This window comes from Pelistega europaea, from assembly GCF_013133775.1.
Lineage (GTDB): Bacteria > Pseudomonadota > Gammaproteobacteria > Burkholderiales > Burkholderiaceae_B > Taylorella > Taylorella europaea.
On record NZ_JABGBO010000004.1, the window covers coordinates 232,497 to 257,485 of the forward strand.

The 24,989-nt window shown below is 41.1% G+C and carries 23 protein-coding genes; 1 reads left to right on the forward strand and 22 read right to left on the reverse strand.

Annotation, left to right across the window (positions count from 1 at the left end; translation table 11 throughout):
* Positions 1 to 66 precede the first annotated feature (66 nt).
* From HKX40_RS05230 to ettA, 17 genes are all read right to left on the reverse strand, one after another.
* Entirely contained in the window at positions 67 to 792 is a 726-nt protein-coding gene (locus HKX40_RS05230; protein ID WP_216605176.1) for a hypothetical protein, read from the reverse strand.
* Between the two features lie 100 nt (positions 793 to 892).
* Positions 893 to 1,141 carry a FixH family protein gene (locus HKX40_RS05235; protein WP_171588495.1) on the reverse strand — a complete coding sequence of 83 codons (249 nt, stop codon included), beginning with the start codon at positions 1,139 to 1,141 and terminating at the stop codon, positions 893 to 895.
* Positions 1,142 to 1,153: 12 nt separating this feature from the next.
* Positions 1,154 to 2,647, reverse strand: a complete 1,494-nt coding sequence (ccoG, locus tag HKX40_RS05240) for a cytochrome c oxidase accessory protein CcoG (RefSeq protein ID WP_171588496.1) — start codon at positions 2,645 to 2,647, stop codon at positions 1,154 to 1,156.
* A 299-nt stretch (positions 2,648 to 2,946) separates the two neighbouring features.
* Positions 2,947 to 3,849, reverse strand: a complete 903-nt coding sequence (gene ccoP, locus HKX40_RS05245) for a cytochrome-c oxidase, cbb3-type subunit III (protein ID WP_171588497.1) — start codon at positions 3,847 to 3,849, stop codon at positions 2,947 to 2,949.
* On the reverse strand, positions 3,846 to 4,019 hold the full coding sequence (locus HKX40_RS05250) for a cbb3-type cytochrome oxidase subunit 3 (protein WP_171588498.1): 174 nt from the start codon (positions 4,017 to 4,019) through the stop codon (positions 3,846 to 3,848). Before HKX40_RS05250 ends, ccoP begins: the two co-directional genes overlap by 4 nt.
* Before the next feature lie 10 nt (positions 4,020 to 4,029).
* Entirely contained in the window at positions 4,030 to 4,716 is a 687-nt protein-coding gene (ccoO, locus tag HKX40_RS05255; protein ID WP_171588499.1) for a cytochrome-c oxidase, cbb3-type subunit II, read from the reverse strand.
* Positions 4,717 to 4,727: 11 nt separating this feature from the next.
* Positions 4,728 to 6,191 carry a cytochrome-c oxidase, cbb3-type subunit I gene (ccoN, locus tag HKX40_RS05260; RefSeq protein WP_171588500.1) on the reverse strand — a complete coding sequence of 488 codons (1,464 nt, stop codon included), beginning with the start codon at positions 6,189 to 6,191 and terminating at the stop codon, positions 4,728 to 4,730.
* Positions 6,192 to 6,335: 144 nt separating this feature from the next.
* A complete protein-coding gene (gene ccoS, locus HKX40_RS05265) occupies positions 6,336 to 6,500 on the reverse strand; it encodes a cbb3-type cytochrome oxidase assembly protein CcoS (RefSeq protein WP_171588501.1) in 165 nt (54 codons plus the stop codon).
* Entirely contained in the window at positions 6,500 to 7,477 is a 978-nt protein-coding gene (locus HKX40_RS05270; RefSeq protein ID WP_171588502.1) for a P-type ATPase actuator domain-containing protein, read from the reverse strand. Before HKX40_RS05270 ends, ccoS begins: the two co-directional genes overlap by 1 nt.
* 179 nt (positions 7,478 to 7,656) lie before the next feature.
* A complete protein-coding gene (gene cysM / locus HKX40_RS05275) occupies positions 7,657 to 8,562 on the reverse strand; it encodes a cysteine synthase CysM (RefSeq protein ID WP_425500448.1) in 906 nt (301 codons plus the stop codon).
* Between the two features lie 212 nt (positions 8,563 to 8,774).
* The gene (locus HKX40_RS05280) at positions 8,775 to 9,413 is read right to left on the reverse strand and encodes a ComEA family DNA-binding protein (RefSeq protein WP_246233584.1); all 639 of its coding nucleotides are present in this window, start codon (positions 9,411 to 9,413) and stop codon (positions 8,775 to 8,777) included.
* Between the two features lie 347 nt (positions 9,414 to 9,760).
* Positions 9,761 to 10,750 (reverse strand): ADP-glyceromanno-heptose 6-epimerase, encoded by a 990-nt coding sequence (gene rfaD, locus HKX40_RS05285; RefSeq protein WP_171588503.1) that lies wholly within the window; start codon positions 10,748 to 10,750, stop codon positions 9,761 to 9,763.
* Positions 10,751 to 10,919: 169 nt separating this feature from the next.
* Positions 10,920 to 11,852, reverse strand: coding sequence for a D-glycero-beta-D-manno-heptose-7-phosphate kinase (gene rfaE1, locus HKX40_RS05290; protein ID WP_171588504.1), 933 nt, complete (start codon positions 11,850 to 11,852; stop codon positions 10,920 to 10,922).
* Positions 11,853 to 11,884: 32 nt separating this feature from the next.
* Positions 11,885 to 13,120, reverse strand: a complete 1,236-nt coding sequence (gene lapB, locus HKX40_RS05295) for a lipopolysaccharide assembly protein LapB (protein ID WP_425500449.1) — start codon at positions 13,118 to 13,120, stop codon at positions 11,885 to 11,887.
* A 6-nt stretch (positions 13,121 to 13,126) separates the two neighbouring features.
* A complete protein-coding gene (locus HKX40_RS05300) occupies positions 13,127 to 13,471 on the reverse strand; it encodes a LapA family protein (RefSeq protein ID WP_171588505.1) in 345 nt (114 codons plus the stop codon).
* 114 nt (positions 13,472 to 13,585) lie between these two features.
* Positions 13,586 to 13,792, reverse strand: a complete 207-nt coding sequence (locus HKX40_RS05305; protein WP_171588506.1) for a glycine zipper 2TM domain-containing protein — start codon at positions 13,790 to 13,792, stop codon at positions 13,586 to 13,588.
* A 267-nt stretch (positions 13,793 to 14,059) separates the two neighbouring features.
* Positions 14,060 to 15,733, reverse strand: coding sequence for an energy-dependent translational throttle protein EttA (gene ettA, locus HKX40_RS05310; protein ID WP_171588507.1), 1,674 nt, complete (start codon positions 15,731 to 15,733; stop codon positions 14,060 to 14,062).
* Between the two features lie 239 nt (positions 15,734 to 15,972).
* On the opposite strand from ettA, the gene HKX40_RS05315 reads away from it, so the two are divergent.
* Positions 15,973 to 16,506, forward strand: coding sequence for a hypothetical protein (locus HKX40_RS05315; RefSeq protein ID WP_171588508.1), 534 nt, complete (start codon positions 15,973 to 15,975; stop codon positions 16,504 to 16,506).
* Between the two features lie 117 nt (positions 16,507 to 16,623).
* On the opposite strand, the gene HKX40_RS05320 is transcribed toward HKX40_RS05315, so the two are convergent.
* The 5 genes from HKX40_RS05320 to dnaK form a co-directional block, all read right to left on the reverse strand.
* Entirely contained in the window at positions 16,624 to 17,463 is an 840-nt protein-coding gene (locus HKX40_RS05320) for a hypothetical protein (RefSeq protein ID WP_171588509.1), read from the reverse strand.
* A gap of 108 nt (positions 17,464 to 17,571) precedes the next feature.
* Complete coding sequence (gene prpF / locus HKX40_RS05325; protein WP_171588510.1) at positions 17,572 to 18,765, reverse strand: 2-methylaconitate cis-trans isomerase PrpF; 1,194 nt, start codon at positions 18,763 to 18,765, stop codon at positions 17,572 to 17,574.
* A gap of 205 nt (positions 18,766 to 18,970) precedes the next feature.
* Positions 18,971 to 21,568, reverse strand: coding sequence for a Fe/S-dependent 2-methylisocitrate dehydratase AcnD (gene acnD / locus HKX40_RS05330; RefSeq protein WP_171588511.1), 2,598 nt, complete (start codon positions 21,566 to 21,568; stop codon positions 18,971 to 18,973).
* A gap of 289 nt (positions 21,569 to 21,857) precedes the next feature.
* On the reverse strand, positions 21,858 to 22,976 hold the full coding sequence (dnaJ, locus tag HKX40_RS05335; protein ID WP_171588512.1) for a molecular chaperone DnaJ: 1,119 nt from the start codon (positions 22,974 to 22,976) through the stop codon (positions 21,858 to 21,860).
* 89 nt (positions 22,977 to 23,065) lie between these two features.
* On the reverse strand, positions 23,066 to 24,982 hold the full coding sequence (gene dnaK / locus HKX40_RS05340) for a molecular chaperone DnaK (protein WP_171588513.1): 1,917 nt from the start codon (positions 24,980 to 24,982) through the stop codon (positions 23,066 to 23,068).
* Positions 24,983 to 24,989 lie beyond the last annotated feature (7 nt).

Below are 24,989 nucleotides of genomic sequence, written 5' to 3' on the forward strand. Positions count from 1 at the left end.
AGTTTAATGCAATAATGCTTAAATCTGTCTAATCATCAATTTAGATGATGTGCTATTTGATTAATATCAAACCCTGTCATCACCCCCAATCTGCCAAAAAGCCATATCTAACAACTTCATCTGAGGATAACAAAGATTACTGTTTTGCAATGTTAATGTCTCGTACTTTTTAAATATTTCACTATGATTCTGGTAAAACTCAGCTAATTTTTTTAAAGAATCATTATTATAATTACCTGTCGTGACGTTATACTTTCTTACCGCATCCACAAAGAATCGGTCATAAGCTGGGGTACAAGCAAGTGTCCCCAATAATACCTTGGTAATCAACACAGTAGAAATACTTTTTTCCTTATTTGCCTGTGCATCAATACTTGCCTGATGCTTCTCTTCGACAACTGACGCACGAATCTCACTATAACGCTTATCTAAGTGTTGATTCAGTTTTTTAAGTCGTTCCCTTATCTCTGCTTTATCTAAAAAATCTTTACACTTCAAACCCAACAAAACATCATAGTCTCGATTTAAAATTTCCTTAACAATAGGCACATGAACTTTATAGTCACGTTGCAATAAGAAAGAAGAGCCCCGATACATTCCCCAACTTGCCAAATAAAAGGCTAGGTGAAGGCATAAGGTATCAATTTCAGCCTTTGTATGCTCTGATTGCTTGCGTGCATCATGAAAAACACGATAACAATGCTCCCATGATAAATAACGATGATTCTCCTTAACCTTCCCATGAAATTTCCCTACTGCTTCTGAGATACATTCCAACTTAATCTTTTTCATAGTGACTAAATCTTCGTTTGATATAGGAGAGTTACAATACAAAACGGCACCTTCTAAGTGAAAGTGCCATTCTGTATTGAATCAATATTATTACTACTGACTATTTAGATTCTGCCGTCGCAGTATGGTCTTTACCAAAAACATTGGGAATGTCTTTACCATCACGACTGACAAACTTACCCTGTTGATAAGCCTGAATGTGCACCTCAGCATCAGGATTATCATTAAAAGCAAGATACATCGTCACGATACAACCCACCACAGCAAGCAATGGGCCTGACATTAGAATCCATGGCCATGGCTCTTTATACCAAGGATTAGGATTTTTATCTAAATCGCGTTTTTCCATTTTTCAATCCTATTAGTTAGGTACGTAGAAGCTATCTTCGTTGCTTGCTTCAACGCCCTTGTTTTCATCACTCATGGCTTCCGCTTCGACCTTAATCTTGTAGATTTCACCACGTTTTAAACCACTCAATGGAGCACGGATAATCATAGGAATCCACTGATTGGTAAATGGTTTTACTTCCACAGTAGCATCATCAGAATTTTCTAGCACTACTTGGAGATTTTTCATATCACCATCACGACCCTCAGCCTTGATGTGGACACGTTCAGGTTTATCCATCATATTGATGACCTGAATACGATAAACGTTTTCAATTAAATCACCTGGAATTTCTCGACCAAGAGAGCTACGGTCACGTACGATATCCACTTTAAGTGGTGTACGCATTGCAAGTGAGATAATCAAGCCAAGGATAAAGACACACAATAAACCCACATACACAAATACGCGTGGACGGTATAAGCGACGACGAGTTTGTTTGCTATCTAGCCCATGTAGCATTCCATATTCGGAAGTATAACGAATCAAACCACGAGGGTAATTCATTTTATCCATAATATCATTACAGGCATCAATACAGGCACCACAACCAATACACATGTATTGTAGACCGTTACGAATATCAATACCTGTCGGGCATACTTGTACACACATGGTACAGTCAATACAATCCCCTAACCCTTGGGTCTTAGGATCTACCTTCTTAGAACGCTTGCCACGAGGCTCGCCACGTAGCTTATCATAAGTTACTACAAAGGTATCTTGATCCACCATCACACTTTGGAAACGAGCATATGGGCACATGAATTTACAGACAGACTCACGTAACACACCCGCCATCATCCAGGTCATAAACCCATAGAAGATAAACCAGAACCACTGGGCAGTACTCAAATCCAAATGCCAAACTTGCATAGGCAAGTCACGGATTGGAGCAAAATAACCGATAAAAGTAAAACCAGTCCACGCCGCTGTCAAAATCCAAAGCAACTGTTTAGTCGCTTTAATGCGGAATTTATGAAAGCCCCAGGGAGATTCATCTAAACGCATACGTTGGGCACGGTCGCCCTCTACCCAGCGCTCAATCCACATAAAGATCTCAGTATAAACAGTCTGAGGACAGGCATAGCCACAGAACAAACGCCCTGCCAATGCGGTAAACAGGAATAACCCATAGGCAGATACAATTAAGATAATCGCCATGTAGAACACGTCTTGAGGCCACAACACTAAGCCAAAGATATAAAACTTACGTGCACTTAAATCCAATAAAAATGCCTGACGATCATTCCATTGCAGCCAAGGTAGGCCGTAATAAATAATCTGTGTAAAAAGCAGCATGACAATACGCCAGCTAGCAAAATGCCCCTTGACCGAACGGGCATAAATCTTAGAAGTTGCCTCTTTGACAAGACGAGCACTTTCTTCTTCTGAGATTTTTAATGTGACTGGTTGCCAATCCGGAATGTTATCGTCCTGTTCTGGCTTTGAGTTTTCATTACTCATGTTAAATTTCCCTTTACTACCTAGAAAACAGATATATGCTTACTCAGTCCGCTAAGATGTAGTTCCTTTTTGGAATCCTTAAGATAACTAACTATCCCAACATGCAACTAAAACCTATAATCATACTATCCCAAGACAGCATATACCTGTTTTTTATAGCACTCAAGAATACCCCTACTAATATCATATAAAGGATATTCATTTACAATTAAATTACAAAGTAAAAAAGCGATTACCTATTCTGGCTCAGCCAAAACAAGCAATCGCTTATTTGTGTCACCTCAAAAATAAGCTATTGCTTATTTTTTAACGTTAGACAAGCCCCATACATATGCTGCCAACATCTTAATTTGTTCAGGTGTTAAGATGTTTTTGTGGGCTGGCATAGTACCTTGACGACCTTCCAAAATTGTTTTTTGGATAACATCTACTGAAGAGCTGTTCAACCAAATATTGTCAGTCAAGTTAGGAGCACCAAGAAGTTGGTTACCCTTAGCATCTGCTCCATGGCAGGCTGCACAAATTTGTTTGAATTTTACTTCACCTAATGGCACCAATGTAGCATCACTACTCAAACCAGAAAGTGAACGTACATAGTTAGCAACTTGTTTTGCTTCATCAGGTTTAAGCACAGCACCTAAAGGAGCCATGATACCGTGACGACCATTAGTGATAGTTTCAAGGATCTTGTCTGGGGAACCACCATACAACCAATCACTGTCACTCAAGTTAGGGAAGTTAGGTGAACCTTTAGCATCAGAACCGTGACATTGTGCACAGTTATTTAAGAACAAACGTTCACCGATGCTACGTGCATCTTGGTTCTCTGCGAGTTGTTCGATAGACATACCATCAAACTTAGCATAAACAGGTTTCAAACTTTCTAGGTAAGCTTGTTTCTCAGCTTCAGCTTGTTTAGCAGAAGTGTAGCCTACTTTACCTGGGTTAGAACCTAAGGCTGGGTACAAGAACATGATACCAAGACCTACAGCACATAAACCAAGGTACATTACTGTCCACCATGCAGGTACAGGGTAGTTATACTCTGTAATACCATCCCATTCGTGACCTGTGTCAGTCATGTCTGGAGACTTACCCAAGAATGAACGTTGTGAGAATAATAGCCATATACAAAAGGCGACACCACCTAATGCAATAATGGTGATCCAGTAACTCCAACCGCTACTTAAGAAATCACTCATGATTTAACCTCTCTGTTTTTAACATCTAAATCTTCCTCGTCGGGTAGGGAGAACGGCAACTGAGCCGCCTCTTCATTGGCCTTGGCTCTACCCTTTGACCAAGCCCACCAGACGATACCTAAGAATACCGCCATCGAGATAATGGTCGAAAGACCATTCAAGAAAGCCATTTTGGTACTCCTACTTGCTTTGTTGCTCGGCTTCACGCAATGCGTTCACATAGCCGACACCTAGATTTTGTAAATAAGCCACAACAGCATCTTCTTCTGTCTTGCCTTTTAACATTTCAGGTGCCTTAGCGATTTCCTCTTCAGTGTACATAGGTTTGTAACCTTCGTCTTTACTGTGATGGAATTCGTTAAGTTTATTAAGTGCACGCATACGGTTTTGGATATTCTCGTTAGAGATATCCTTGTGTTGTAACCAGTAATAGCCAGGCATATTAGATTGTTTTACAACAGCACGAGGGTCACGCAAGTGAATGCGGTGCCAATCGTCAGAGTAACGACCGCCTACACGAGCAAGATCTGGACCCATACGGCGAGAACCCCATAAGAATGGATATTCGTAAACACTCTCCCCTGCTACAGAGTAAGGACCGTAACGTTGAACATCAGAAGCCAACACACGAACTTGTTGGCTGTGGCAGCCATAGCAGCCCTCTTTAATAAACACGTCACGACCTACTAACTGCAAGGCATTCAAAGGCTTAACACCTGGAGCGGCTTGCATAGTAGAGTGTTGGAAGAATAATGGAACAATTTGTACTAAACCGGCAAATGACACCACTAGGATAGAGAGGATAATCAAAATACCAACGTTTTTCTCAATTGTTGCATGTGAGAAAAATTTATTATTACTAGCCATTCTCGTTCTCCTTAAACAGCTGCCACTTTTTGTGGTTCATGCTCAGCTGGAGCAGGAACTACAGGGTTAACTACTTTTTGACCTTTGATAGTCATGATAACGTTAATGAACATTAACACGATACCAGTTAATACTAGTGAACCACCAAAGAAACGAATCATTAACAATGGCTTTTTAGATTCAAGTGCTTGAACGAAAGAGTAAGTCAATGTACCGTCAACTTCAACTGAACGCCACATCAAACCTTCCATTACACCAGCTACCCACATAGATGCAATGTATAACACCACACCAATAGTAGCAATCCAGAAGTGTAATTCTACTAAGCCTTTGCTAGCCATTTCAGTACGACCCCATAGACGTGGAATGGTGTAGTACAAGCTACCAATAGTAATCATAGATACCCAACCCAACGCACCAGAGTGTACGTGAGCAACAGTCCATTCAGTGTAGTGAGACAATGCGTTCACTGTACGAATAGACATCATAGAACCCTCGAAAGTAGACATACCATAGAAAGATAATGCTACTACTAAGAATTTAAGAATTGGGTCGTCACGAAGTCTATGCCATGCACCAGACAATGTCATGATACCATTAACCATACCACCCCAAGATGGAGCCAATAGGATTAATGAGAACGCCATACCTAAACTTTGAGTCCAGTCAGGTAAAGCTGTGTATAACAAATGGTGAGGACCTGCCCACATATAAGTAAACGCTAGCGCCCAGAAGTGAACGATAGATAAACGATATGAGAACACAGGGCGACCAGCTTGTTTAGGTACATAGTAGTACATCATACCTAGGAAGCTGGTAGTCAAGAAGAAACCTACTGCATTGTGGCCATACCACCATTGAACCATCGCATCTTGTACACCAGCATAAGCAGAGTAAGATTTGAACCACTCACCAGCAACAGGAAGTTCGATGTTATTGAAGATATGAAGAATAGCAATGGTAATGATGAAAGAACCATAGAACCAGTTAGCTACATAGATGTGTTTAACACGACGTTTAAAGATAGTGCCAAAGAACACAATCGCATAAGCTACCCATACCAAGGTGATAAGAATATCAATCGGCCATTCAAGTTCGGCATATTCTTTTGAACTTGTGAAACCAGCAGGTAAAGTAATCGCAGCAAGTACGATAACTAATTGCCAGCCCCAGAAAGTAAAGGTGGCCAAACCGCTCGCAAATAGGCGAGTATGACAGGTACGTTGAACAACGTAGTATGAAGTCGCAAACAAGGCACTACCACCAAATGCGAAAATTACCGCGTTAGTGTGTAATGGACGTAGACGACCATAGCTTAAAAAGTCTACAAAGTTTAATTGAGGCCACACTAGCTGAGCAGCAACGAACACCCCAGCTAACATACCCACAATCCCCCAGATCACAGTCATGATCGCGAATTGCCGAACCACTTTATAGTTAAAGGTTTCGGTTTCGTTAGCGTTAAAAGTACGCATAGGACCTTCCTCTTATTAAAAAAACAACTTATTTCCCTTTTTTTGCAGACTTTCAGTAAAGCCTCGTCCCAATAAGACCCACATCAGCAAGCAAAAAACTTACCTGAAAAACATGCTCAAAATAAACAAGCAACGGTTATAAACTTAATCATGTTTTTCAGAATTTACTGAGTCGTCATCCTCTAATATGGAGCGAGCGTTCTTCTGGATATCATCAAACTGTCCAGAAACAATCGCCCAATAAAGAGCAACGCCAATAAAAATCACAAAAACCACAGCCAAGGCTATGAGCAGAAAAAAACCATCCATCAGCTCACCATAGAGGCTTGAAATAGCCCTTCCTCTGTGTTTTTGAGTAATTTTTTATAAAGATGATAGGCATTCCATGCCACAAAGAGAGAGGATATCAACATAGTGATAGCCGCTAACCAAGGAGCAACAATACCTATCATGGCTAGTGGAGTCATCAAAAGATGCCACACCAAAGACCCATATAAATTCTGATGAGCACACTGAACAGTTTTTTGTGTAATAAATTGTTCTTGTTCAGGTGAAATAGATGAGCTATTAAGGAAAACCGCTTGTGCTGCAGATGTCGCAGTAGGCACAGCCATTGCCATAGCACAAGGACAGCTCATAACAAATAAAGAAACAAGCACTGGCACAGAATGATGGGCATCAATAAAGAAATACCACACCAACGCTGTCACCACTGCAAGAATAATCTGAATAGAGATAAAGAAAAAAGCCATCTTGTCTGCTTTCTTACTAAGCTCCAAACGAATTTGTTCTACTAAGGGATTAGAACGACCTCGATTGAAACGAGCTGATTGATTGGCAGCGAATTCAAGATAACGTGCGGTGAGAAGAAAAGCGATAAACATCGCAATGGACTCAAAATAAACCTCACCATTGTGAGTCCAAGTTACTATAACACTGGGAACAAAAGCTACAAGGATGCCAAGTGCCACAGGCCAGTTCATATTAATCCAAGAACCATAACTAGACTTACGGAACAACCCCTCCCACACGGGACTAGCACAGTAAAACACCGCAGGGAAAGTCAATGCAAGACTAATCCAATTCAAGACAATGATGGCTGTATCCAAAGTTTCTAAGCTATCACTATGAATATAGTCATTGCGAATATAGCCTGGAAATGCAAACATCATCACCTGCATCATCACAAGCCACGCCAAACCCAAACGAGCCAACATCTGGCGACGTTTGATGCGCTCCTCTTGGGGCAAGTCTGGTGGTACTGCAAAGATAGAAACTGGTTTCATAATGTTCCAAATATATCCATACTACAAAAATGGATTTTCATTATTATAAAGCACTCAACACAAAAACAGAACAAATTATTACGGATTAACCCTAATTTTTTGATGTTTCCCGCCCATTTTCTGATAAGAATTCTCAGAAATAAAATTTTTAACCACAAATAAATGAAAATCAGCCCATATTAAAATATATTTAGCGACAAGTAACGATCACCTCTATCACATACGACAAAAACAATCGTGGCATTTTTAACACGCTCAGCCATACGAACTGCCGCCACTAAAGCTCCCCCAGAGGAAATCCCAGCAAAAATGCCCTCTTCTTTAGCTAATTTTTTCGCCATTTCCTCTGCTTCATCCTGAGCAATTAACTCATAAGCATCCACAAGCTCAGGCTTGAAAATAGCTGGTAGATAGGCCTCTGACCATTTACGAATACCAGGAATAGAGGCTCCTGGTGCTGGTTGAGCACCAATAATTTGCACTTGAGGGTTTTGAGATTTCAGATAAGTTGCCACCCCAGTAATAGTACCTGTTGTCCCCATAGCAGAAACAAAATGCGTAACCTGACCACAGGTTTGTTGCCAAATTTCAGGGCCAGTAGTCTGGAGATGAGCAAGCGGATTGGCACTATTGGCAAACTGATTGAGTACCAAGCCCTTGCCCTCGGCTTGCATCTGCAAAGCTAAGTCACGTGCGTACTCCATACCACCAGCAGAAGCAGGAGTAAGAATCACTTCTGCCCCATACACCTGCATCGCTTGCCAACGCTCTCGCGATAGATTGTCTGGCATAATGAGAATCATCTTATACCCACGAATCGCAGCAGCCATAGCTAGGGCAATGCCTGTATTACCGCTAGTTGCCTCAATTAAGGTGTCTCCGGGGTGAATCTTACCGTCAGCTTCTGCTTGTCGAATCATCGATATAGCAGCACGGTCTTTGACTGATCCAGCAGGATTATTCCCCTCTAATTTAGCCAGAATAATATTATTGTTCTGGGTACAAACTTCGGCAGCTATTCTTTGCAACCGCACCAAAGGGGTGTGACCAATGGTATTTTCTATCGTAGGATAGGTATTCATCATCTTAATAAATCACCATAAAATGCCGCTCTGTTCTTTGTCAACCACCATCATCAAGACTCTCTACAGGTTGACATTATCAAGCACATTAATCCACACTCAATAGGTGTTATCATCATCCCTATTAGTAAGTGCCGTTATTGTAGCAAATCCCTTTTCTCCTCTTCTAAATTCCCCTACTGGCAAATGCAACAATAATTGACAAACAGACCCTGCTATTTATTTTTAATCTGTAAAATCTGCCCCTCTGCTATGCGCGGACCTGTTCGTCGAATAATATCTTCTCTCACGGGTTCTACACGTTTTATAAAATTCTCATGGATAGGAGCAGGAAACTGACTATTTTGCAAATCTAATGTCTCATTACTAAATGGACTATTGCCCACTCGTAGACCTAACATGTGTAGTTTCAGCAGCTTCTTCTTATTCATTCCTTTGACACGAGCACTTAAATCATCAAAAGAAATAAATATCCCAGCACGCTGACGCTCTGCAATAATACGTTCAGCAGTTTTTTTGCCGATTCCTTTAATAGAAATAAGCTGTTGTAAAGAAGCCGTATTAACATCAACAGTTTGTATTTGTGATACGGTATGAGTCAATCCCACACGATAGTATTGCTTCTTGACTGTCGTTTGTTGTGCCCCCTCCTGATAATACTTTTCATTAGTGGGGGGAAAGACTTTCATCAAAGTTTCTTTTGATAATGTATTCACTTGCTTGCTAGGTGTTAACACAGCAGCTGTTGGTTTCATCACAGCTTGAGATTCTTCTGGTTCTATAGCAGCTTGTGCCACTGCCATACTCATAGCTAAACTAGCCACCATCCATTGCATGATACGTAAATAAGTCATTTGTATGTCTCCTAGTTAAAATCATTACACCAAATAGCAATTCCAAATTGCCTTTGACATTATGCTAATAATCAAGATACTTTTTGACTAGAAGAGAGGAGGGATTTTATCCATACGTAAAGCTACGTACAAATAGGTTGACAAAAAGATATTTTTGCCATAGGTATTTTTCAAGAACAATAGATAAGAGACGCTATTTTAGTCATTACCCAAAGTAAAAGCACTGATAAATCAGTGCTTTTACAAGTAGTTAGAACAACATAATGGATAGCTCATAGACCTCGTTATGTTAGCATTATAGGTTTGATACATGAACCATAGCTTATCTGACTATTTTTAAGAAAAACCTAGGTAGGTAATCTATTTTGACGTTTTAATTCCTCAATATAACGCCCAATGCCAGTGTACACATCCAAGAATTCCTCGGTATATCCTGCAGCACGCAGTTGTGTTAAATCTGCCTGTGTAAAGCTTTGATAGCGACCTTTTAAATCCTCTGGAAAATCAATATAACGCAACTTACCATCCGCAACAATTTTCTCTAGGCTCTGCTCTTTACCACCCAAATGAGAAATAACTGCACGTGCCACATCATTAAAAGGTTGAGCACGACCAGTACCACAGTTAAAAATACCCGATTTTTCTGGATGATCAAGAAAGAATAAATTGACTTTAACAACATCTTCTACTGAAATAAAGTCCCGACTTTGCTCACCATTCCCCCAGCCATCATACCCTCCAAATAATTTAAGGAAGCCATCACGCTGGAACTGGCCCATATTGTGAAAAGCTACTGAAGCCATACGACCTTTGTGTTGCTCACGAGGACCATATACATTGAAGTAGCGTAAACCCACCACCTGAGCAGTCAATTCATTAAAGCGACGACGTACAACTTGGTCGAATAGAAACTTGGAATAGCCATATACATTGAGTGGACGCTCATTTTTAAGGTCTTCAGAATATTGTTCTGATGCTCCGTAAACCGCTGCACTTGATGCATACAAAAATGGAGTTCGATGTGTTTGACAATATTCAAACAACTCCAAAGTGACGCGATAGTTGTTATCCATCATATAACGACCATCTTGTTCAGTCGTATCAGAGCAAGCTCCTTGATGGATAATCGCTTGTAGCGCTGGCAAACGCCCTTCACGTACACGTGCACGAAAGTCATCTTTATCAAGGTAATCGGCAATCTGACAGTCCACCAAATTCACAAATTTAGGACCATCACTTAAATCATCGACACAAATAATATCGGTGATACCTCTGTTGTTCAATCCTTTAACAATATTGCTGCCAATAAAACCCGCTGCGCCAGTCACCACAATCATGTTTTCACCTCTTATTCCAATCTGAATTTATTCTGTTTTCTCATCAACTACCAGAATAATGTTTAAATTCCCTAATAAAGTAGCACTTTTGGTTTGATGAAGATTATCAAGTTAAAACCATCTAAAAACTTAATCCACCCATTCATTACCTACATGCTTTCATTACACATTAAGCACTTAATTCTTCGGCAGTCACTATAGATGTACCTAGTTTACCCACAACAATACCACCAGCTTTGTTCGCCCAAAGAATTGCTTCTTGCCAAGGCATACCAGTAGCACGAGTCACTGCTAAAGTAGCTAACACCGTATCTCCTGCACCTGATACATCATATACTTCATGTGCTTGTGCATCGACATGAAAACGACCATTTTCAATAAACAAAGTCATCCCTTGCTCTGAACGAGTGACTAATAAAGCCTCTAAATCTAGCTGTTGTCGTAGTTGGTTCGCTTTAGTTGTTAACCCCTCTTCATCAGACCAAGCACCAACTGCTTGCATCATTTCAGAGCGGTTAGGCGTAACCAGACTAGCACCTTTATAACGTTGATAATCAGTACCTTTAGGATCCACCAACACAGGAATTCCTTTTTCCTTAGCATAAGCAATCATTGCTTGAATATGTGTTAATACGCCCTTGTTATAGTCCGATAAGACCAATACATCATGTTGCTCCACTAGGTTTTTTATTTGATGGTCTAGTTGGACAAGTGCATCAGTACTTGGGGGATACTCAAAGTCAATGCGTAAAAGTTGCTGTTGACGGCCCAATACACGCATTTTCAAAGTGGTATCAATATTGAAATCTACTACCAAATGAGGCTGAATACCTGCTTCGGTACAAAGAGAATGAATTCTCCTACCTGCTTCATCATCACCAACAATCCCCAACAAAGAAGCCTGAGCCCCCAAAGCCGTAATATTACGTGCTACATTGGCAGCCCCTCCTAATCTATCCTCTCGACGAGCCACATGAACCACAGGAACAGGAGCCTCTGGTGAAATCCGGTCAACCTCTCCAAACCAATAGCGATCTAGCATCAAATCACCGATGACAAGAATTTTTTTAGTTTGGATAACCTCTAATGGAAAATGCTGCATACAATTCCTCAATTGAGTTTCTACTCACAAAATTACTGTTCTTCTAAGCGTTTGGGAGCATAGGTATCCCAGTAGTTACATCCTGGACACTGCCAGTAAAATGCTCGTGCCTGGAAACCACAATGCTGGCAAGCATAACGATCCAAACGCTGAGTATGCTTATGAATCATTTTATGCAATAAATCCAAATCAATTTCTGGTAACACTTGTGGTTTTTCTGGCGTCTTATTATGCTCACCAGCCTCTGCTTTAAGCTCAACCTCAAGTAATTTATCTAAACCAAGCAATGATGGTGACACAACCAAAGACTCACGTGCAAAATCCCAAGCAGAAGCAGCCCCTACCTGTGTACGCAAATACTTAAAAATCACGTTAAACAAATCTAAGGAAGGGTATTGACGGTAATGTTGACGTAGTAACTGGATACCTTGCTCACCTTCATGGCTTTGAATATAGTTCTCCAATAAAGGCTGGGCAATCAAACCAACATATTCAGGAGCTTGCTGAAAGATACTTTCCAGATGATGCCGAGTACTTAATGCATCTCCCTCTAAGGTGGCCATTTTGGCTCGTAACATAGCAATACGTGCATGTACCGCAGTCTGTTTAGGCACATCAGGAAGCTGTGTCAATGCATATTCTGCATGCTCAAGCTCTTGCTGAGCCTTGGCTAATTGAGGAGGTTTAGTCGACAAAAATGCATCAACACGCTCACAATAGTAATGTACAACCTGTGGTACTGGTTCAGATAACAAACCCTGTAAATGTTTAACTGTCTCAATAGCCCTAGTCCAGTCATGTGTTGCCTCATAAATACGAATCAGCGCCCGTGTAGACGCTAAAGCATAAGTACCCTGCAATGTCTGATGGAAAGCCTCTTCTGCACGATCAAACATGCCTGCTTTCAAATAGTCCTGAGCTAATTCAAAACGTGCTTGCTCCTGGTCTTTGGGAGGTAAATCTGCCCGATTTAACAAGCTCTGGTGCACACGAATTGCTCTCTCTATTTCACCACGACGACGAAATAAACTGCCTAAAGCAAAATGTAACTCTGTTGTCTCTGTGTCTAGTTTAGCGACTTCTACAAAAGCATCAATCGCCTTATCGTGATCCTCATTTAATAAAAAATTTAATCCTTTAAAATAGGAATTAGGCAAGGAACGCGACTCCGACATCATTTGTCGCAAATCGTATCGTGAGGCCAACCACCCTAAACCAAATACAATAGGGAATAAAATCAACCACCAGCTTTCTTCTAAATCCAACATATACTCCTATTTGGTAGCCACAAAACCATCTAATGGAGCTGCTACAGCATTGCTCTCAGGACGTACCTCTGCCTGAACTTTTTGGGCGTATTGTAAATCACTTTGTAAGTGACGCACCTCACCTTTGAGGCGACTAATCTGACGCCCTTTTGCAAAGCGTGTAGGCAAACTTAACAAATACATATAAACCGCTCCCAGAGCAAAGCTTACAAGAATGACTACAATAAGAGGGATATCTGCCAAACTCGTATCCCCATAGAAGCGTACAGTTACCGCTTCCATATTTTTAATAGCAAACAACACCACCAAAATAAAAATAATCAAGCGTAAAGCCCAAACAATATAACGCATAAATCCCCCTTTTCTGATTCAGCTTATTATATCATGCTCACATGAAAAAGACCCACTCGCCAAATTGGCGGTGGGTCCTCGTATCTACGGAGAAATAAGTAACAGATGAAAGAATTATTTGCCAACTTGATTGCCGATAACACCACCTACAGCAGCACCACCAGCAGTCCCCCAACCACTACCACCAGATAACACGGCTCCAGCGACAGCACCAATACCTGCACCAGCAATTGTACTCTTGTCTCGTGTATTCAGGTTACCACAAGCTGAAAGGCTAACCGCAATTGCCGATACCATCATGAGTTTAGTTAATGTTTTCATCGTTAACTCCTTTAAAGCGACTACACATAAGAAGTCTGTATATTCAGCATACCAAAGAAGCATAAAAACAGCTAGTATAATTGCAGTTTTTTTGTGTCAGATAATTTCATTAATAAAATAAATTCTCTATAAATATTCTGTAGAACTAGTATCCATCGGGTTATAGAGAGACTTACATTTGGTATGAATATTTTCCTAAAACCATCTCAGACTTTGCTCTTCTGAACAGTAGGCAAGCTCTCTATTCATACCAAATCCTAACACGACCTATTTCAATGCCTTATAACGAATGCGCTTAGGTTGAGCCCCCTCCTCGCCTAAACGACGTTTTTTATCAGCTTCATATTCTTGGTAGTTACCATCAAAGAAAACAACCTGAGAATCTCCTTCAAATGCCAAGATATGTGTGGCAATACGATCTAGGAACCAACGGTCATGACTAATAACCATGATACTACCCGCAAACTCTAGCAATGCATCTTCTAATGCACGCAATGTCTCTACATCAAGATCATTGGATGGCTCATCCAGAAGTAATACATTACCCCCTTTGATTAAGGTCTTTGCCATATGTAGACGACCACGCTCCCCACCAGACAACATACCAACTTGTTTATTTTGGTCTGATCCTTTAAAGTTAAAACGTCCTAAATAAGCACGTGCAGGCATTTCAAACTTACCCACAGTCAGTAAATCAGCACCATCTGAAATATAGTCAAAAACAGTTTTATCATTGTCCATACCGTCACGTGATTGGTCAACAAAAGCAATGTTTGCTGTTTTACCAATAATCACCTCTCCTGAATCAGGCTGTTCTTTACCTGTAATCATGCGGAAAAGTGTCGATTTACCAGCACCATTGGGACCTATGATACCGACAATAGCACCTGGAGGCACCTTAAAACTTAAATTGTCAATCAATACACGATTCCCAAAGGATTTAGTGACATTTTTAAATTCAATCACCTCATTACCTAAACGTTCTGCAACAGGAATAAAAATCTCCTGTGTTTCATTGCGTTTTTGGTATTCATAAGAAGAAAGTTCTTCAAAGCGTGCCAAGCGTGCTTTAGATTTAGCTTGACGGCCCTTGGGATTTTGGCGCACCCACTCTAACTCTTTTTTAATCGTACGTTGACGTGCTGACTCTTGGTTTTCTTCCAGTTTTAGACGATTTTCTTTCTGTTCTAGCCAAGAACTGTAATTTCCCTTCCAAGGGATACCATGACCACGGTCTAGCTCTAGAATCCATTCTGCCGCATTATCCAAGAAATAACGATCATGGGTCACAGCGACAACAGTACCAGGGAACTTTTGTAAGAACTGCTCCAACCAATCCACACTCTCTGCATCAAGGTGGTTGGTCGGCTCATCTAGCAGGAGCATATCAGGCTTAGAAAGCAATAAAGCACATAAAGCTACACGGCGCTTCTCTCCACCAGATAAATTACCGATAACAGCATCCCAAGGCGGTAAACGTAAAGCATCTGCTGCAATCTCCATTTGATGTTCAATATCATCCGAGCCACTAGAAGCAGCCGCTGCGATAATAGCTTCAAGCTCCGCCTGTTCTGCTGCTAATTTATCAAAATCCGCATCAGGCTCCGCATATTCTGCATAAACCTCTTCTAAACGTTGGCGTGCCGCAAAAACAGCTCCAAGACCTTGCTCTACTGCCTGACGTACCGTGTGATCTGGATTAAGTTGAGGCTCTTGAGGAAGGTATCCAATATGCAAATTAGGCATTGGAATTGCCTCTCCTTCAATTTCCTTATCCAAACCAGCCATAATTTTAAGCAAAGTGGATTTACCAGATCCATTAAGACCAAGCACACCAATCTTGGCACCAGGAAAAAATGATAAAGAAATGTCACGTAAAATTTGACGTTTTGGCGGCACAATTTTGCCGACACGATTCATTGTAAAAACGTATTGAGCCATGATGTCCTATTGAATAGAGGAATACGAGAATAATAATTTTAATGACTGATATTTTAGCAAAAATTAATGACATCATAAGGTCAAATACCGCCTATAGTCTATGTCCATTTACCCGAGCAGACACTATTATCAAGTCAAGGAGTTTTAACAAAAACAACTCTACACTTTCATTGCTCGTGCGTTATAAAAAAATATTCGCTAAAATTAACTTTCATTCTTTCTCTATTGTTCCTATATCTATGAGCCAAAAATTTTCTCAAGACGAATTAGAATTACTTGCCAAAACTGCTGATGCATTAAGTGCATATGTAGGCAAACCTGTATTAGCAGAGGTTGATACGACCGAAGAAGGCTATGAATGGGTAGCTTTTGGCACACCATTAGAAGTAGGCAAAGATATAGACGAAGACGCTGTTATCATGACAATGGGAGGACCTGCTGCTCGACTCGTTGGAGCCTCTAGTCTGTTGGAAGACTTTAACCAAGCTGTCTATGAATGCGAGTTTTTATGGGGAATTCAGATTGGAGAAGCCCCTCTACGCTTTACTCGCATCGACTACCAAGGTGATGAGGTTGATTGGTCTGAAGACTTAACGATGTTATTACCTTTTGGGTTAGACGATGATGATATGATTGCAGAGATGGAGCGCCAAGATGCTATGGAAGATTATGGCGAGTTTGATGATGACAACAATGAAGATGAGGAATATCGTGCCGATGAATCTTCTGATGCAAATCAAGGGGCTTATTTAGGTAGGAAGATTTGGCATTAAAGGAATCTTTACTCTGCTCTATTTATAAATGGATAATTTGCTACACCCAGTCCGAAAATATTCCTCCTACTTTGTTTGACGCAGAAAACCTTTAAGCCCTACCATCTCAAAAACTGGTTACTTCATATATCCTGCAAAACAGATATATTTATCCTGCGGGTTCTGTACCATCAGCGCCTGAATTTTTGGTATTAAGCGCTCATAAAAATCTATAAAAACATAGCTACGCCTTTTGGCAAAATGATACTTCTCAGTATCAGACATTGTCAGCCATATATCGTAATAATAGGAGGCTTGAACAAAGTCTGGGAGAAGAAAATCAAAAGCACGTTTAGCACAATGTAAGAAAGGCTCTAGCTTAGGACTATTAAGCTGATACTTGAGTAATTTAATTATGTTCTCTATGTCACATAACATCTTGGCTATATCACCATAACTCACATAATCCTCACCATACCAGACTGCCCCTTCTTCTCTGAACTGAAAACGCTGTTGTTGATAAGGAGTTACATAGCCCTTCAAGAAAAACAAAACGATAAAAAACAATTTTTCATGGAGTGTGATACCAATTCTTTTCTTGCGTAAAATATGATACCCATCTTTGGTATCTGGCGTAGGACCAATCCAAAAATACTCCCCAACAACAATGCCGTCCACCATATCAATTCGAAATTGACAATCTTCTATCTCAAGCCAACCATTCCATTTCCACAAACTTACCGTAGCATATGGAATCGCCTTTTTCAAAGCCAATGCTATTTCGATTTCTTCCAAACGATGTTGTTCTAACCAACTATCAAAAGTGACATCTGCCCCTCTCAAGGTATGAAGTGTACTTTCTTTAGTAAATTTTTTAATCTTCTCTCTAAGTGCAGAAGGTATGGGTAATTCATCAGGGCTTACCGCCCAACCATCTCTCCACAAACAGGCATCATAGCCAGACGATATTCTGAGCATGGTCATCCTTACTTCTCTCCCAAAAAGTTAAGTTACCACCGTCCAATTTTATAGCTATATCCAACCGCGTATCCCTTTATTGTCAAAAGGATACGCAGCACAAAATGATTAAGCCTTAAGTATATCTCCCGGTATATATACCCACCCATCCATAATAATGCGAGCACTACGACTCATGATAGCCTTTTTAACCACCCATTGACCATTTTCTTGCCCTGCTTGAGCACCTACACGCAACGTCCCTGAAGGGTGACCAAAACGTACAGCCTCTCTCTCACCACCACCTGCAGCAAGATTAACTAAAGTACCAGGAATGGCAGCTGCTGTACCAATAGCAACCGCCGCTGTGCCCATCATAGCATGGTGTAACTTACCCATAGACAAAGCACGCACAAGCAAATCAATATCCTCCGCCCTCACCTCTTTACCACTAGATGCTGTATAGGTTTTCGCAGGAGCAACAAACGCAACCTTAGGCGTATGTTGACGTGTAGCCGCTTCACTAATGTCTTTAATTAATCCCATACGTACCGCTCCATGTGCACGAATGGTTTCAAACATTGCCAAAGCTTCTGGATTACTATTAATATCTTCTTGCAACTCTGTACCAGCATACCCAATAGCATCTGCATTGACAAAAATCGTTGGAATGCCCGCATTAATCATTGTTGCTTTTAAGACTCCCACGCCTGGTACCTCAAGATCATCCACAATATTCCCTGTTGGGAACATAGATCCTCCCTCTTCGCCATCATCGGCAGGATCCATGAACTCCAGTTGAATTTCTGCCGCAGGGAAAGTCACACCATCCAACTCAAAATCACCAGTTTCTTGTACTTGTCCATTGGTAATAGGAATATGTGAAACAATCGTTTTCTGTATATTTGCTTGCCAGATTTTTACAACACAATGCCCATTTTCTGGAATTTTAGCAACATCAATCAAACCTGCCTTAATAGCAAAAGCCCCTACTGCTGATGTCAAGTTACCGCAATTACCACTCCAATCAACAAAGGGTTTATCGATAGAAACTTGACCAAATAAATAGTCAACATCATGACCTTCTTTTGTTGACTTACTAATAATCACAGCCTTACTGGTCGAAGATGAAGCATTACCCATACCATCAATTTGTTTTCCATAAGGGTCAGGACTACCTAAGACGCGCAATAAAATCGCATCACGCACCTTACCAGGTTTTTGAGCAGCTTCCGGTAAATCAGTCAAACTAAAAAAAACACCTTTGGATGTACCGCCACGATAATATGTAGCGGGAATTTTTATTTGTGGAGCAAATGCCATATCTCATCTCTCTATTAAAAATATATTAAATCTTTTGGGCTATCAAAAAACACTCTATGTTGAATGCTGCCAACCGGTTTCTTAGCAGTCCATACTAACATCAGCATGCTTTGGAATTCATGACTGCTCAAGTTTCCCGTACCTGTGCACAAGAGTACAACAAAAAGCCCATCAATCCTCATGAATGATGGGCCTTTATCAACTATTAAGCCTTGCCTTCCAAGAAATCCTGAGCAAAGCGTTGTAATACCCCACCAGCCTCATAAATACTCACTTCTTCAGCAGTATCTAAACGACAAGTCACTGGTACCTCAACGGTTTCCCCATTTTTACGATGAATCACCAAGGTCAAATCAGTGCGGGGTTTACGCTCACCTACCACATCATAAGTCTCGGTACCATCAAGTTCCAAAGTCTTACGATTAACACCAGGTTTAAATTGCAATGGTAATACCCCCATACCGATTAAGTTAGTTCGGTGAATACGCTCAAAACCCTCTGCCACAATCGCTTCAACACCTGCAAGACGCACGCCTTTAGCGGCCCAGTCACGGCTAGAGCCCTGGCCATAATCCGCACCAGCCACAATAATTAAAGGTTGCTTGCGCTCCATATAGGTCTCAATAGCTTCCCACATACGGGTAACCTTGCCTTCTGGTTCAATACGAGCCAATGATCCTTGACGCACAGAGCCATCTTCGTTGCGAACCATCTCATTAAAGAGTTTAGGATTAGCCAATGTTGCACGTTGTGCAGTGAGATGATCGCCGCGGTGAGTTGCATAAGAGTTAAAGTCTTCTGGTGGCAAACCCATTTTCGCCAAATATTCACCAGCCGCACTACTTGGTAAAATCGCATTGGATGGGGACAAGTGGTCAGTGGTAATATTGTCTGGCAAGATAGCTAATGGGCGCATACCTTTGAGAGTACGCTCACCTGCTAAAGCTCCCTCCCAATATGGAGGACGACGAATATAGGTTGACATTGGTCGCCAATCATAAAGTGGACTTTTAGCCTTTTCTGTTTCGCCTCGTGCAAACATAGGAATGTAAACTGCACGGAACTGTTCCGGTTTAACAAATTTATCTACAATCGCATCAATTTCTTCGTCAGTTGGCCAAATATCCTTTAGACGAATTTCTTTACCCTCATGCACACCGAGAACATCATTTTCAATATCAAAACGAATAGAACCAGCAATCGCGTATGCTACCACTAACGGAGGTGATGCAAGGAAGGCTTGTTTAGCATAAGGATGAATACGTCCATCAAAGTTACGGTTACCTGACAACACAGCTGTAGTATATAAATCACGGTCAATAATTTCTTGTTGTAATACAGGATCTAAAGCACCGCTCATACCGTTACAGGTGGTACAAGCAAATGCCACGATACCAAACCCTAATTTTTCCAACTCAGGTAATAAACCTGCTTCTTTTAAATAAACTTCAGCGACTTTAGAACCTGGAGCAAATGAAGTCTTTACCCAAGGTTTACGCACCAACCCTAGTCTATTGGCATTACGTGCCAATAATGCAGCAGCTACTACATTGCGTGGGTTAGAAGTGTTGGTACAGCTAGTAATCGCCGCAATAATCACTGCACCGTCTGGCATTTTGCCATCTGCGGGAATATCAAAAGGTTTGGCAAGACCCTTGGCAGCTAAATCAGTGGTAGAGAAACGGGCATGAGGGTTAGAAGGGCCAGCCATATTACGACCAACTGTCGATAAATCAAACTTCAATACACGCTCGTACACCGCATTACGCATACCATCAGCCCATAAACCTGTATGCTTAGCGTATTTTTCCACCAAATCGACTTGCTCTGGGTCACGGCCTGTAAGTTTTAAATAATCAATGGTTTGTTGGTCAATATAGAACAAAGCAGCTGTCGCACCATACTCTGGTGTCATGTTAGAAATCGTCGCACGGTCACCGATACTAAGACTAGCAGCCCCCTCACCAAAGAATTCAACATAAGCACCTACCACACGCTCTTTACGCAAGAACTCTGTCAATGCTAATACAATATCTGTAGCGGTAATACCTGGCTGACGTTTACCTGTCAACTCTACACCAACAATATCAGGAAGACGCATCATAGACGCACGTCCCAACATCACCGTCTCAGCTTCTAAGCCACCAACCCCTACAGAAATCACACCGAGAGCATCCACATGAGGCGTGTGGCTATCTGTGCCCACACAGGTATCAGGAAATGCCACACCATCACGCACTTGAATTACAGGAGACATTTTCTCCAAGTTAATTTGGTGCATAATACCGTTGCCGGCAGGAATGACATCTACATTTTCAAAGGCAGTCTTGGTCCAGTTAATAAAATGAAAGCGGTCTTCATTGCGACGATCTTCAATCTCTCGATTCTTGCGGAAAGCATCTGGGTCATAACCACCACATTCTACGGCCAAAGAGTGGTCTACAATAAGTTGCGTTTGGACTACTGGATTGACTTTAGCCGGGTCACCGCCTTTCTCTGCAATCGCATCACGCAAACCAGCCAAATCCACTAACGCAGTTTGACCTAGAATATCATGACAGACAACACGAGCAGGAAACCAAGGAAAATCTAACTCCTGCTTACGGTTAATCAGTTGTAATAACCAACTGTTGAGCGTATCTGCATCAACATCCGTAGCACGATTCACCAAATTCTCAGCGTGAATCTTAGAGGTATAAGGCAGTTTCTCCCACGCCCCATCTTGTAAGGCATTGACTGCTGCTCGTGCGTCATAATAGTGGAGATTTGTACCGGGAAGTGACTTACGAAATTGCGTATTCATACTGAGTCCGTCCAATAAAAGTAAAAATGCTATGTTGTAGTTAGGGTTATTTTAGTCTTATATAAGACCTAATACAATCAGCATTTTTACTAATACTAATTGTCTCAAAACAATCAAAAAAAAGACTTTTAGAATTAATATTATCAGTCATTAAAAACAAGTCTCTATTTCAATGTTCAATTAAATCGCTTATCCCTACACTAGATAGGCCACACTTATAGACAACACTACTACAACGAGTATGTACATAAAAAAAGCACTGTATATACAGTGCCTTTAAATGAAGGGATTATTTAAATATATCCTTTAGTCTATCGGTAAAGCTCTTATTCTGTGGAGAATGCTTACCTGAATTTTCATCAAGTGATTTTTGGAATTCCTGTAGCAGTTCTTTCTGTTTAGCTGTCAACTTAACTGGTGTCTCAATAAAGACATGGCAGTATAAATCGCCAGGATAAGCTGAATGAATACCCTTAATACCCTTACCACGTAAACGGAATACTTTACCTGTCTGAGTACCTTCTGGAATATCAATCTCGCCCGCTCCACCTAATGTAGGAACCTCTAGCTTGCCTCCGAGAGCAGCTGTTGCGAAAGGAACAGGAACTTCACAATGCAAATCATCCCCGTCTCGTTCAAAGATAGGATGTTTCTTAATGTGAACTTCTACATATAAGTCACCACGAGGACCTCCGTTCATACCAGGCTCACCATTACCTGCTGAACGAATACGCATACCATCATCAATACCTGCAGGAATTTTTACCTCTAAAGTCTTATTACGGCGAATATGTCCTTCACCATGACATTTAGGGCAAGGCTCTTTAATTTCTTTACCAGTACCATGACAGGTATGACATGTCTGTCTAACGCGGAATGGACCTTGCTGCATGAAAACCTGTCCTGAACCACCGCAAGTGTGGCAAGTAACAGGCTCAGTACCCGCCTTGGCACCTGTGCCATGACAAGCATCACACTCATCATAACTAGGGATACGAATTTCTGTTTGGTAACCCTTGGCCGCTTGCTCTAGTGTGATGTCTAAACTGTATTTAAGATCTGCTCCACGGAACACTTGTGGACCACTAGAACGACGACCACCACCAAACATATCGCCAAAGATATCACCGAAAATGTCGCCAAAATTAGCGCCACCACCCATACCTCCCATACCTTGATTAGGGTCAACACCAGCATGACCAAACTGATCATATGCCTGACGTTTGGATGGATCAGACAGGGTTTCATAGGCCTCGTTAGCTTCTTTAAATTTTTCTTCAGCTTCTTTATTGTCTGGGTTACGGTCAGGGTGATATTTCATTGCTAACTTACGATAAGCCTTTTTAATCTCATCTTCGCTAGCACCTTTGCTCACACCTAACACTTCATAATAATCACGTTTTGCCATGAATGATTACGCCTCTCAATAATCTTTTCTAAAAATATACCCGAACAGAGATGCCTGCTCGGGTATAGGACTAAACACACGGCTATGTATTAGTCTTCTTTTTTAACTTCTTTAAAGTCGGCATCTACTACGTTATCGTCAGCTGATTTAGCCTCAGCACCTCCTTGTTGTGCTGCTTGTTGTTGCATGTCAGCATACATCTTCTCACCTAATTTTTGAGAAGCTGCACCAAGTGCTTCAACTTTGGCGTCAATAGCCGCTTTATCGTCGGATTTAATCGCTTCTTCTACATCCTTAATAGCCGCTTCAATAGCTTCTTTTTCTGATGCTTCTAATTTATCACCATATTCAGTCAACGACTTACGGGTTGCATGAACAAGTGCATCTGCTTGGTTACGTGCTTGAGCAAGCTCAGCAAGGCGTTTATCCTCAGCTGCATTCGCTTCTGCATCTTTCACCATACGTTCAATTTCAGCATCAGACAAACCTGAGTTTGCCTTAATAGTGATTTGGTTTTCTTTACCAGTACCTTTATCCTTAGCAGATACATGAAGAATACCGTTAGCATCAATATCGAAAGTTACTTCGATTTGAGGTAGACCACGTGGTGCTGGTGGAATACCTTCAAGGTTAAACTCACCTAGTGCTTTGTTGTGTACCGCCATCTCACGTTCGCCTTGGTAAACTTTAATAGTCACCGCTGGTTGGTTATCCTCTGCTGTAGAGAATACTTGTGAGAATTTAGTAGGAATAGTGGTGTTTTTCTTAATCATCTTAGTCATTACACCACCTAGTGTTTCAATACCTAGAGAAAGTGGTGTCACGTCTAACAACAACACATCCTTACGGTCACCTGAAAGTACAGAACCTTGGATAGCAGCACCAAATGCTACTGCTTCATCAGGATTTACATCTTTACGAGGATCTTTACCAAAGTACTCTTTAACCTTTTCTTGAACCTTAGGCATACGAGTCATACCACCAACAAGAATAACATCATCGATGTCGGTAATCTTAATGCCAGCATCTTTCACAGCAATACGGCAAGGTTCAATAGTACGTTCGATTAAATCTTCAACAAGTGCCTCTAATTTAGCACGAGTAATCTTCAAGTTAAGGTGTTTAGGACCTGAAGCATCTGCTGTAATGTAAGGCAAGTTAATCTCTGTTTGAGTGCTAGAAGAAAGCTCAATCTTAGCTTTCTCTGCGGCTTCTTTTAGACGTTGCAATGCAAGCACGTCTTTAGAGAGATCAACACCTTGCTCTTTCTTAAATTCTTCAATGATATAGTCGATAATACGTTGGTCAAAGTCCTCACCACCTAGGAATGTATCCCCATTGGTAGAAAGCACTTCAAACTGCTTATCACCGTCCACATCTGCAATCTCGATGATAGATACGTCAAAAGTACCACCACCCAAGTCAAATACCGCAATCTTACGATCGGCTTTATCAGACTTATCCAAACCGAAAGCTAAAGCCGCTGCAGTAGGTTCATTAATAATACGTTTAACCTCAAGACCTGCAATTTTACCTGCATCTTTAGTTGCTTGACGTTGACTATCGTTGAAGTAAGCAGGCACTGTAATCACCGCTTCTGTGACTTCTTCACCAAGAAAATCTTCAGCGGTTTTCTTCATCTTGCGAAGAATATCAGCAGACACTTGTTGAGGAGCGAGTTTCTTGCCTTGAGCTTCTACCCACGCATCGCCGTTATCAGCAGCAACAATACCATAAGGCATCAAATCAAGATCTTTCTGAACTTCTTTATCAGAGAATTTACGACCAATTAAACGTTTAACCGCAAAAATAGTATTTTTAGGATTAGTTACTGCCTGACGTTTTGCAGGAGCACCTACAAGAACTTCACCATCTTGCACATAAGCAACGATGGAAGGTGTGGTACGTGCACCCTCAGAGTTCTCAATTACTTTTACTTGATCACCATCTAATACAGCAACACAGCTGTTAGTTGTACCTAAGTCAATACCAATAATTTTAGACATATTATTT